The 11,909-nt window shown below is 62.0% G+C and carries 6 protein-coding genes; 3 read left to right on the top strand and 3 right to left on the bottom strand.

Going from position 1 to position 11,909, the window contains the following annotated elements:
- Positions 1 to 76: 76 nt before the first annotated feature.
- Entirely contained in the window at positions 77 to 982 is a 906-nt protein-coding gene (galU, locus tag ABID19_RS21855) for a UTP--glucose-1-phosphate uridylyltransferase GalU (RefSeq protein WP_435528764.1), read from the bottom strand.
- A gap of 212 nt (positions 983 to 1,194) precedes the next feature.
- On the opposite strand from galU, the gene ABID19_RS21850 reads away from it, so the two are divergent.
- Together ABID19_RS21850 and ABID19_RS21845 are read left to right on the top strand one after the other, a co-directional pair.
- Entirely contained in the window at positions 1,195 to 2,421 is a 1,227-nt protein-coding gene (locus tag ABID19_RS21850) for a lytic murein transglycosylase (protein WP_354493049.1), read from the top strand.
- 132 nt (positions 2,422 to 2,553) lie between these two features.
- Positions 2,554 to 3,786: an SGNH/GDSL hydrolase family protein gene (locus tag ABID19_RS21845; RefSeq protein WP_354493048.1), complete on the top strand. Its 1,233-nt coding sequence runs from the start codon at positions 2,554 to 2,556 to the stop codon at positions 3,784 to 3,786.
- Positions 3,787 to 4,001: 215 nt separating this feature from the next.
- Here ABID19_RS21845 and ABID19_RS21840 read toward each other — a convergent pair whose 3' ends face one another.
- Entirely contained in the window at positions 4,002 to 5,456 is a 1,455-nt protein-coding gene (locus ABID19_RS21840) for a glutamate synthase subunit beta (RefSeq protein ID WP_354493047.1), read from the bottom strand.
- Positions 5,457 to 5,601: 145 nt separating this feature from the next.
- On the bottom strand, positions 5,602 to 10,338 hold the full coding sequence (gltB, locus tag ABID19_RS21835; RefSeq protein ID WP_354493263.1) for a glutamate synthase large subunit: 4,737 nt from the start codon (positions 10,336 to 10,338) through the stop codon (positions 5,602 to 5,604).
- A 465-nt stretch (positions 10,339 to 10,803) separates the two neighbouring features.
- On the opposite strand from gltB, the gene ABID19_RS21830 reads away from it, so the two are divergent.
- Entirely contained in the window at positions 10,804 to 11,856 is a 1,053-nt protein-coding gene (locus ABID19_RS21830) for a threonine aldolase family protein (protein ID WP_354493046.1), read from the top strand.
- The last annotated feature ends 53 nt before the right edge of the window (positions 11,857 to 11,909 follow it).

Below are 11,909 nucleotides of genomic sequence, written 5' to 3'. Positions count from 1 at the left end.
AGGCCGTGGTGAGAACTGTGGTTTCGGGTAACCGCACCCTTGGCTCAAGACCCAGGGCATGCTTTGCGCAACATAGCTAGAACGCCGCGCCGCGCTGCTCTGACGGTTTCAATTCCTCGAGAAGCTTGCGGATCGTGCCCGCCATGTTCCCGTTCACGTCGCTGCGCCACAGCGCAAAGGCGACATTGGCCTCGACGAAACCTTCAGGCGATCCGCAATCGAAGGTGCGCCCCTGGTAGTGGCAGCCATAGAAGGGCTGCTGCTTCTCCAGTTTCAGCATCGCATCAGTGAGCTGGATCTCATTGCCGGCGCCCTTTTCCTGGCTTTCGAGAATCCCGAATATTTCCGGCTGCAGAATGTAACGCCCGTTGATGTAGAGATTGGAGGGTGCCGTGCCGGCCTTCGGCTTCTCCACCATGCCGGTGATGCGGAAACCGTGATGCGTATCCTCGCCGCGGCCGACGATGCCGTATTTATGGGCCTCGGCGGGGTCGCATTCCTGGACCGCGACGATGTTGTTGCCGGTCTCGGCATAGAGCTCGACCATCTCCTTCATGCAGCTTTTTTCCGACTGCATGATCATATCAGGCAAGAGCAGGGCGAAGGGCTCGTCGCCCACCAGTTCGCGGGCGCACCAGACGGCATGGCCAAGGCCGAGCGGTACCTGCTGGCGCGTGAAGCTGGTCTGCCCCGGCAAGGGTTGCAGCCGCTGCAGGCGGGCTAGCTCGTCGTTCTTGCCGCGCTGGGCGAGCGTGTCGTAGAGTTCGAACTGGACGTCGAAATGGTCCTCGATGACCGCCTTGTTGCGGCCGGTCACGAAGATGAAATGCTCGATGCCGGCTTCGCGTGCCTCATCGACCACATATTGGATGACTGGCCTGTCGACGACCGTCAGCATTTCCTTGGGTATGGCCTTGGTGGCCGGGAGAAACCGCGTGCCGAGGCCGGCGACCGGGAAAACTGCCTTGCGAACTCTCTTCATGCTGTCAATTATCCGCTTGTAGGCCTGTTCGGCAATCCCGCTTCGAGACATTTTCGTGCCGGAATCGAGGATTATGGAACGGCTGGTCAGAAAAAATCTGCAGTCAGTAAAGCACCAAAGCGCCTTTTCGTTCCCAACGGCACCTATGGTAAACCAAATGCTAACCGGGTTCGGCGATGAATGATCTTCCTGTGATGAAGAAGGAGGAATAGATGTCCGTTTGCAATGCCGCAAAGCGCTTCGCAAGCATTGTTGCGGCCGCCAGCCTATCGCTCGCGTTGCTGATGCCCACCGGATCTGCTTTTGCCGACGCCGGGTTCCGGCAGTGGGTGGCGAGTTTTCGCGCCACCGCAGTGCGGAGCGGTGTTTCCGGCGCCGTTTACGACCAGGCGTTCGAGGGCATCAGCGATGCCGATCCCATCGTGCTGGAAAAAGCCCGCTATCAACCAGAATTCACCGCGCCCGCCTGGGATTATTTCGACAACCGGGTCCATGACCAGTCGGTCGCCGTCGGCAAGCAAATGGCCAGGAAATGGAAGCCTTGGCTGGACAGGATCGAGGCAAAATACGGCGTCGACCGCTACGTCCTGCTGGCCATCTGGTCGATGGAATCGAATTACGGCGAAATCCTCAAGCGCGACGAGGTCATGCGAAACGTCGTGCGTTCGCTGGCAACGCTTGGCTATGCCGATCGCAGACGATCGAAATTCGCCCGCACCCAGTTGATCGCAGCGCTGAAGATCCTGCAAAGGGGCGACATCGACAAAAGCCATCTCAGCGGCTCATGGGCCGGCGCCATGGGTCATACCCAATTCATTCCCACCAGCTACCAGGCCTATGCGGTCGATATGGACGGCGACGGCAGGCGCGATATCTGGAATTCGATTCCCGATGCATTGGCAACGGCCGCCAATCTGCTCAGGAAGAACGGCTGGCAGGCCGGCAAGACCTGGGGTTATGAAGTCAGCCTTCCCGAAGGGAAGAAGTTCCCGGCCGGATCGAAGTCGCTGTCGCAATGGCAAGCGCTGGGCGTCACGCGGGTCAACGGAAAGCCCTTCAAGAGTGGTGCGGAGAAGGCCACGCTGAAGGTTCCAGGCGGCCGCGGCGGCCCGGCCTTCCTGATGATCAAGAATTTTTCGGTCATCAAACGCTATAACAATGCCGACAAATACGCGGTTGCCGTTGGCCTTCTTGCCGACGAAATCGCCGGCTATGGTGGGCTTGTGCAGGACTGGAAGCGGCCTTTCACGAAGCTCTCCTTCGAGGAGAGGCAAGAGCTACAGCAGCGGCTTTCGCAGTACGGCTACTATGACGGCAAGTTCGACGGCAAGATCGGCGAGGGATCGAAAGCCGCCATCATGGCCTTCCAGGCTAAGGCCGGCTTGACCCAGGACGGACATCCGAGCATGGAAGTGCTCAAATCGCTCAGGCAGAACTAACTTCGCATAGAGAGACGACCTGGAGCATCGGAACCCAAACCGGTTTTGGGGAAATCCGATGCTCAAACCAAAAGATAGAGCGGCGGCACGATCGGCCTTGAGGCCGGCGCTCTTAAGGGATGGAGAGGGTAATTGGTTTCGGCTGCGCGTATCCGGGTGATTTTTCGTCGCGCGCCGATCCTGATTCTGGCGATTGCCGTTTTGGCCGTCAGTACTGCCGCCGCCTTTCACACGCCGGCCATTGCGCAGGAAGAGCAAAGGCGCGGCTGGTCGCTGCGCGACTTGTTGTTTCCGCGTCGCAGCGAGCGGTTGGAACCGCCGCCGCGACTAATTCAAAGAGCCAGGCCGCCGAAGCCGAGGGCAAAAAAGCCCCGCCCCGCGGCGCGCCGGCCGGCTGAGCCGACAACCCCCATTGTCGAGAAGGCGCCGGATGCCCGCACCGTTCTGGTGGTCGGCGATTTCATGGCGAGCGGCCTCGCCGAAGGTCTGGATACCGCCTTTGCCGAAAACACCAAAATCAGGATCGTCGTTCGCAGCAACGGTTCGTCCGGTTTCGTGCGTGACGATTTCTACAACTGGCCCGAACAGATTAAGTCGCTGATCGAAACTGAAAAGCCCGCGGCCGTGATCGTCATGCTTGGCTCCAACGATCGGCAGCAGATGCGCGTGAACGACGAGCGCGAACAGCCGCAATCCGAAGGCTGGACCAAGGAATACGAACGCAGGACCGAAGCGTTCGGCAAGGCCATTGCATCGGCCAAGGTGCCGTATCTGTGGGTCGGCATGCCGGCATTCAAGGCGCCGAAGATGACCTCCGACATGCTGGCTTTCAACGAGATCTACCGCGCGACGGCCGAAACTCATGGCGGCGAGTTCGTCGACATCTGGGACGGCTTCGTCGACGAGGATGGCGCCTTCGTCACCAGCGGGCCCGACATCAACGGGCAGCCAGTGCGTTTGCGAACCGACGACGGCATCTATGTGTCGAAAGCCGGAAAACGCAAGCTCGCCTTCTATGCCGAGAAACCCTTGATGAAGATCCTTGGGATGACCGCGCCAACGGGCACACCGGCAACTTATGCGCCAGCGGGCGCTCCCGTCGAAGCCCCGGCACCTGCCGCGGCCCCGATGGCCGTCAATCGCACCGTGCCGATGCTGCTCAACGATCCAGCGCTCGACGGCGGTTCGGAACTTCTCGGCGCCGCGCCGCCGGCAAAGGCCGATGGGCTCGGCGAGAAACTCGTCGTCGAGGGCAAGGCATCAGATGCTTCGCCCGGCCGCGCCGACGATTTTTCCTGGCCGCCCAGGGCACAACCTGCGGCGGCGGCCGCTGGAAGCGACACGACGACGGCGATCAATCCTTGATACGAGGCTCAGAGACCGCTTCGAAACTCGCTCCTGTGAGTCATATGAGGGTGCTTTCGACAACCGGAGCGGAGCCTACATTCGAGTACATGAGCACCGGCCTACGCCGGCCGTGGCTTTAACGCCACGACCGCTCATGAGTGCTTTGGTCGGCGACGGCCGGAAGCGCAGAAAACGCCCTCAGATGGCCGCAGGAGTAGAGTTTCCAAACGGTCTCAGCGCGGCAACACGCTCGATCCCATCAGCGCCTCGTCGATCGAACGCGCCGCCTGTCGGCCCTCGCGGATCGCCCAGACGACCAGCGACTGGCCGCGACGGACGTCGCCGGCCGCATAGAGCTTTTCGACGCTGGTCTTATAGTCGCGGTCATTGGCCTCGACGTTGTTCGAGCGGCGGCTGTCGATGGCGATCTTCATCTGGCCGCCCAACTCCGAGACCGGTCCGACGGTAGCCGGCCCGGCAAAGCCGATGGCGATGAAGGCGAGGTCCGCGCGGATGACGAATTCCGTGCCGGCGATCGGCTTGCGCTTTTCATCGACCTCGCAGCATTTGACGCCGGTCAACGCGCCGTCCTCGCCGATGAATTCGAGCGTCGCCACCTGAAACTCGCGCTCGGCGCCTTCGGCCTGCGAGGACGAGGTGCGCATCTTCGTCGCCCAGTACGGCCAGACCGAAAGCTTGTCTTCCTTTTCCGGCGGCTGCGGCCGGATGTCGAGCTGGGTGACGCGCACGGCGCCCTGGCGGAACGCCGTGCCGACACAGTCGGATGCGGTGTCGCCGCCGCCGACGACGACGACATGCTGGCCGCCGGCGACGATCGGCTGTGAGGGCCACGCCACCGACTGGATCGGCTCGCCGCCGACGCGCTTGTTCTGCTGCACAAGATAGGGCATCGCGTCATGCACGCCGTCGAGATCGTCGCCGGGAATGTTGGCCGGGCGCGGTGTTTCCGAACCGCCGCAATAAAGCACGGCATCGTATTCGGCGAGCAGCTCCGCCACCGGCTTGTCGACGCCGACATTGACGCCGCAATGGAAGCTCACGCCCTCGCCCTGCATCTGCTCGATGCGCCGGTCGATATAGTGCTTCTCGATCTTGAAGTCGGGAATGCCGTAGCGCATCAGCCCGCCCGGCCGACTCTCGCGCTCATAAACATGGACGTCGTGGCCGGCGCGGCCAAGCTGCTGGGCGGCCGCCATGCCGGCCGGCCCCGAGCCAATGACGGCGACGCGCTTGCCGGTCTTCTTTTCCGGCGGATAGGGCCGGATATGACCGGTTTCATAAGCCTTGTCAGCGATCGCCTGCTCGATCGTCTTGATGGCAACCGGAATGTCCTCGAGGTTCAGTGTACAAGCTTCCTCGCAAGGTGCCGGACAGATGCGACCGGTGAACTCCGGGAAATTGTTGGTCGAATGCAGGTTGCGGATCGCATTGTCCCAGTCGCCATTGTAGACAAGGTCGTTCCAGTCCGGGATCTGGTTGTGGACCGGGCAGCCGGTCGGTCCATGGCAGTACGGAATACCGCAATCCATACAGCGCGCAGCCTGTTTCTCGACCTCCTTGTCCGACATCGGCAGCGTGAATTCGCGAAAATGCCGGATGCGGTCGGAAGCCGGCTGGTACTTGTGCACCTGCCGGTCGATCTCAAGAAACCCTGTTACCTTGCCCATAGTCCAGTCCTTGCTGTCCAGAAGGCGCGCTCGACGACGCACCCGTTAACCTCATAAGGCAGCCGTGGCAACCTTCAGTCCGAGGCCAGGATTGTTGATGAAGGCGTCGAACCGGGAAGCTTGGCTTCCCGGCAACTCCCAAAGCCTATTCCGCCGCAACGCCCATGCGCATGCGTTCCATCTCGATCAAGGCGCGGCGATATTCGACCGGCATGATCTTCCGGAATTTCGGCCGGAAAGTCGCCCAATTGTCGAGGATCTCGCGGCCGCGCACCGAACCCGTGTAATGGACGTGGTTCGAGATCAACTGATAGAGCCGCTCTTCGTCATGGCTGGTCATGTCGCCGGATACGTCGACACGGCCCTTATGATCGAGGTCGCCACCATGGTGGAGCAGTTTTTCCATCAGGTCGTCTTCTTCGGGAACGGGTTCCAGTTCGACCATCGCCATGTTGCAGCGCTCGGCGAAATCACCTTCTTCGTCCAGCACATAGGCGACGCCGCCCGACATGCCGGCGGCGAAGTTGCGGCCGGTCTGGCCGATGACGACGACGATGCCGCCGGTCATGTACTCGCAGCCATGGTCGCCGACGCCTTCAACGACGGCAGCGACGCCCGAATTGCGCACGGCAAAACGCTCGCCGGCGACGCCGCTGAAATAGGCCTCGCCCTCGGTCGCTCCGTAAAGCACCGTGTTGCCGACAATGATGGACTCCGCGGCGACAATATTCGTGTTCTCTGGCGGTCGGATAACGATGCGGCCGCCGGACAAGCCTTTGCCGACATAGTCATTGGCAGCGCCGACGAGTTCGAACGAGACGCCCCGCGCCAGGAAGGCGCCGAACGACTGGCCGGCGGTGCCGGTGAGCTTCACCGAGATCGTGTCCTCGCGGAGCCCCTTGTGCTTGAAGCGCTTTGCCACTTCGCCAGACAGCATGGCGCCCGTCGAACGGTCGACATTGCGGATCGGCAGCTCGATGCTGACCGGCTGCCTGGCTTCCAGCGCCGGCTTGGCCAGCTCGATCAACTTGCGGTCGAGCACGTCTTCGATCGGATGTTTCTGGCGCTCGGTCCAGTGCACCGCCTCGTGCGGGGCATCTGGCTTGAAGAACATCTTGCTGAAATCGAGCCCGCGCGCCTTCCAGTGCTGGATCAGCGCCCGCTTTTCCAAGAGATCAGTGTCGCCGATGATCTGGTCGAGATGGGTGTAGCCCATCTCGGCGAGCAGCGCCCGCACCTCTTCGGCCACATAGAAGAAGAAGTTGATGACGTGTTCCGGCGTGCCCTTGAAGCGCTTGCGCAATACTGGATCCTGCGTCGCGACGCCGACCGGGCAGGTGTTGAGATGGCACTTGCGCATCATGATGCAGCCGGCCGCGATCAGCGGCGCGGTCGAGAAGCCGAATTCGTCGGCGCCGAGCAACGCGCCGATGACGACGTCGCGGCCGGTGCGCAAGCCGCCGTCGACCTGCAGCGCGACGCGCGACCTGAGGCCGTTGAGCACCAACGTCTGGTGCGTCTCGGCAAGGCCCATTTCCCATGGGCTGCCGGCATGCTTGAGCGAGGTCAGCGGCGATGCACCGGTGCCGCCGTCATAGCCCGATATGGTGATGTGGTCGGCACGCGCTTTGGCGACGCCGGCCGCAACCGTGCCGACGCCGACTTCGGAGACCAGCTTGACCGAGACATCCGCCGCCGGATTGACGTTCTTCAGGTCGTAGATGAGCTGCGCCAGATCCTCGATCGAGTAGATGTCATGATGCGGCGGCGGCGAGATCAGGCCGACGCCCGGTGTCGAGTGCCTGACCTTGGCGATGGTGGCATCGACCTTGTGGCCCGGCAACTGACCTCCCTCGCCGGGCTTTGCGCCTTGCGCGACCTTGATCTGCATCACATCGGAGTTGACCAGATATTCCGCTGTCACGCCGAACCGTCCGGAGGCGACCTGCTTGATCGCCGAACGCTCCGGGTTCTTGCCGCCGCCCGGCAGCGGCAGGTAACGGTCGGCCTCTTCGCCGCCCTCGCCGGTATTCGACTTGCCGCCGATCGTGTTCATGGCGCGTGCCAGCGTGGTGTGCGCTTCCCTGGAGATCGAGCCGAAGGACATCGCGCCGGTCGAGAACCGCTTGACGATGTCGGCCGCCGGCATAACCTCGTCGAGCGCGACCTTCTTGCGCCCGGTTTCCTTGGCAAGCTTGATCTTGAACAGGCCGCGAATGCTCTGCGCCCGTGCGGTCTCGCTGTCGATCTGAGCGGAATAGTCCTTGAACGTCTCCCACGAGCCCTGGCGCACGGCGTGCTGCAAAGTGGCCACCGCATCGGGCGACCACATATGCGCCTCGCCGCGCATGCGGAACATGTATTCGCCGCCGACCTCGAGACTGTTGCGCAGCACCGGGTCGTTGCCAAAGCCGTCGGTGTGGCGGCTGACCGTCTCGGCGGCGATCTCGTCCAGCCCGACGCCTTCGATCAGCGTCGCGGTGCCGGTGAAATACTTCTGCACGAAATCCGACTTCAACCCGATCGCGTCGAAGATCTGCGCGCCGCAATAGGACTGGTAGGTCGAGATGCCCATCTTGGACATCACCTTGAGGATACCCTTGCCGATCGACTTGATGTAGCGGGTGACGACTTCGTAGGCGTCGACCTCCGCCGGCAGCTCGCCGCGCTTGTGCATGTCGAGCAACGTGTCGAAAGCCAGGTAAGGATTGATCGCCTCGGCGCCGTAGCCGGCAAGGCAGCAGAAATGATGCACCTCGCGCGGCTCGCCGGATTCGACCACGAGCCCGACCGAGGTGCGCAGACCCTTTCTGATCAGGTGGTGGTGCACCGCGGCCGTCGCCAGCAGCGCCGGTATGGCGATGCGGTCCGGTCCGAGCTGGCGATCGGACAGGATGATGATGTTGTAACCACCGGCGACCGCCGCCTCGGCGCGCTCGCACAGCCGGTCGATGGCGCCCTGCATGCCGGCCGCGCCCTCGTTGGAGCCATAGGTGATGTCGATCGTCTTGGTGTCGAAACGGTCCTCGGTGTGGCCGATGGAGCGGATCTTTTCGAGATCGCCATTGGTCAGGATCGGCTGGCGCACTTCGAGCCGCTTGCGGCGCGAGTTTCCGACGAGGTCGAAGATGTTAGGCCGCGGCCCGATGAAGGACACCAGGCTCATCACCAGCTCCTCGCGGATCGGGTCGATCGGCGGGTTGGTGACCTGGGCGAAATTCTGCTTGAAATAGGTGTAGAGCAGCTTCGATCTGTCCGACATCGCCGAAATCGGCGTGTCGGTGCCCATCGACCCGACGGCTTCCTGGCCGGTCGTTGCCATCGGCGACATCAACAGCTTGGTGTCTTCCTGGGTGTAGCCGAACGCCTGCTGGCGGTCGAGCAGGCTGACATCTCTGCGCAGCGCGCGTGGCTCGACCGGCTTCAGATCCTCGAGGATGAGCTGGGTGTTGGCGAGCCAGCTCTTATAGGGATGCTTGGTCGCGATCTCCGACTTGATCTCCTCATCGGAAACGATCCGGCCCTTTTCGAGATCGATCAACAGCATGCGGCCGGGCTGCAGCCGCCACTTCTTGACGATCCGCTCCTCCGGCACCGGCAGCACGCCGGCTTCCGAGGCCATGATGACGCGATCGTCGTCGGTGACGATGTAGCGCGCCGGGCGCAGCCCGTTGCGGTCGAGTGTGGCGCCGATCTGGCGTCCGTCGGTGAAGGCGACCGCCGCTGGCCCGTCCCACGGCTCCATCAGGGCCGCGTGATACTCGTAAAAGGCTTTGCGATCGGCATCCATCAACTTGTTGCCGGCCCAGGCTTCCGGGATCAGCATCATCATCGCATGGGCGAGCGAGTAGCCGCCCTGCGTCAGGAATTCGAGCGCATTGTCGAAACAGGCGGTATCCGACTGCCCCTCGTAGGAGATCGGCCACAGCTTCGAAATGTCGTTGCCGAACAGTTCGGAATCGACCGAGGCCTGCCGCGCCGCCATCCAGTTGACGTTACCGCGCAACGTGTTGATCTCGCCATTGTGGGCGACCATGCGATAGGGATGCGCCAGCTTCCACGACGGGAAGGTGTTGGTCGAGAACCGCTGGTGAACCAGGATCAGCGCCGTCTCGAAACGCGGATCGGTCAAATCCTTGTAATAGGCGCCCACCTGATAGGCCAGGAACATGCCCTTATAGACGATGGTCCGCGACGACATCGATACGACGTAGAAACCGTTGTCGACGCCCTTGGTCTCCTCGTGGATGCGGCCGGAAATGACCTTGCGCAGGATGTAGAGCCGCCTCTCGTAGTCGTCGTCGCTCTCGATCTCGGCGCCGCGGCCGAGGAACACCTGCCGCTGGACCGGTTCGGAAGCAGCGATATCAGGCGCCTTGGACAGCGATGAATTGTCGACCGGAACATCGCGAAAGCCGAGCAGCGGCTGGCCTTCGAGCTGCGCCACCTCGGCGATTATGCCTTCGATATGCGCCTGAAGCTCAGGGTCGCGCGGCATGAACACATGGCCGACGGCGTAATGGCCAGGCTTGGGCAGCTCGACACCTTGGCCGGCCATTTCCTCGCGGAAGAAACGGTCGGGGAGCTGCACCAGCACGCCGGCGCCGTCACCCATCAGCGGGTCGGCGCCGACAGCGCCGCGATGTGTCAAGTTCTCGAGCACGGCAAGGCCGTCCTTGACGATCTGATGCGACTTCACGCCCTTCATGTTGACGATGAAGCCGACGCCGCAAGCATCGTGCTCGTTGCGTGGATCATAAAGGCCTTGCGCGGCGAAGCCGGTATGGGTTCGCCCGATATTGGTCAGAGACGGATTTTTGACGGCTGGCGCTTTCGTCTGCGCGGCCGGGCCGTTCATCGCAGATGGCGTCATTTCCGTCATCATCCTGTCCTCCATTCCCGCCCTTTAGGGCGCTGGTTTGCGTCGGGAAGCGCTTGGCTCCCCTTCATCCTTGCGGCACGTCTTGCGAAATCCTTGCGACCAGGCGGCCTGGTTCGCATCCGGTAATCGTACAGGCCAGAGCCAGGCTGTCTACCTGTCGCTCACGGCAACGGCCGGAGAGGCCCAATGATACGCCAATCCAGCCTCAGGTGTGCGACAAAATAAGACAGCACTACTGTCCTAAATTTTTATGACAGATATTCCCGATAGGCACAAGACCGATTCATGAAAATCTTCGGCGTTCCACGACAGAAAATTACGCATGGCCGCGGCAGCGCGTAACCTTCGGTCGTTTATCTCCACTGTCGCCTCTCCCTGGCTTTACCGGTTTTCCGGCACTTGGCACTTGCGGGCGGGATGCGAAAGCGGCCAAGGTTGCACGGATTTTCCAGCACAGGCAAACGCATGAACTTCGCTTCCGACAATTGGGCAGGCGCCCATCCCAGTATCGCCGCAGGCCTGTCGGCCCATGCCGGCGGCTTTTCCACCGCCTATGGCGACGGTGCCCTCGACCAGACCGTCTACCAGCACTTCAATGACATCTTTGAGCGCGAAGTCGCGGTGTTTTTCGTGGCGACCGGCACCGCCGCCAATTCGCTGTCGCTGACCGCCTACAACAAATCAGGCGGCCTTTCCTTCTGCCATCGCGAATCGCATGTCATTGAGGATGAATGCGGCGCGCCGGAATACTTTACCGGCGGCTCGCGGCTCTATGCCGTCGACGGCGCGCTGGGCAAGATCGATCCGAACAGGCTGGAAGGAGCGGTTGGCCGGTTCGCGGCTGAAATCGTCCATTCCGGACGCTCGATGGCGGTATCGATCACCCAGTCGACCGAGGTCGGCACCATCTACACTTTGAATGAGATCGCCAGGATTTCGGCGATCGCCAAACATCACAAATTGCCGCTGCACATGGACGGCGCCCGTTTTGCCAATGCTCTGGTCGCACTGGAGACGACGCCGGCCGAAATGACATGGAAGCGCGGCGTCGACATTCTCTCCTTCGGCGGCACCAAAAATGGCTGTTGGTGCGCCGAGGCTATCGTTCTGTTCGATCTGGATCGTGCCAGGGAATTAGCCTTCCTGCGTAAGCGCGCGGCGCAATTGTTCTCGAAATCGCGCTTCGTCGCTGCGCAGTTCGAAGCCTATTTCAAGGACGGCCTGTGGCTCGATACGGCCCGGCATGCCAACGCCATGGCAGCGCGCCTTGCGGCAGTGATCGAGGATTCGCCATCGGCGCGTCTGGCCTGGCTGCCGCAAGCGAACGAGGTCTTCGCGGTGATGAAAAAGGCCGAGGCTGAAAGGATGCAATTGGCCGGTGCCGCTTTCTATGACTGGCACAAGCCGCATGATTTTGACGGCCATATCGGCGAGGACGAGGCGCTCTACCGTTTCGTCAGCAGCTTTGCGACCACGGCCGAAGAGGTCGACCGCTTTGGTCAGCTAATTGCTGGATAGCTGCGTTCATGCCAACGAAAAAGGCCGGCGAAAACGCCGGCCTTCGTCGCTGA

This window comes from Mesorhizobium robiniae (assembly GCF_040545535.1).
Lineage (GTDB): Bacteria > Pseudomonadota > Alphaproteobacteria > Rhizobiales > Rhizobiaceae > Mesorhizobium > Mesorhizobium robiniae.
Note: the sequence above shows the minus strand (reverse complement) of the source record. Positions and strands in the feature narration are given on the sequence as shown.

Bases quoted from the DNA above. Each gene is read 5' to 3' on its own strand.
- galU (WP_435528764.1), bottom strand. From the start codon at position 982: ATGAAGAGAGTTCGCAAGGCAGTTTTCCCGGTCGCCGGCCTCGGCACG.
- ABID19_RS21850 (WP_354493049.1), top strand. From the start codon at position 1,195: ATGTCCGTTTGCAATGCCGCAAAGCGCTTCGCAAGCATTGTTGCGGCC.
- ABID19_RS21840 (WP_354493047.1), bottom strand. From the start codon at position 5,456: ATGGGCAAGGTAACAGGGTTTCTTGAGATCGACCGGCAGGTGCACAAG.
- gltB (WP_354493263.1), bottom strand. From the start codon at position 10,338: ATGACGGAAATGACGCCATCTGCGATGAACGGCCCGGCCGCGCAGACG.
- ABID19_RS21830 (WP_354493046.1), top strand. From the start codon at position 10,804: ATGAACTTCGCTTCCGACAATTGGGCAGGCGCCCATCCCAGTATCGCC.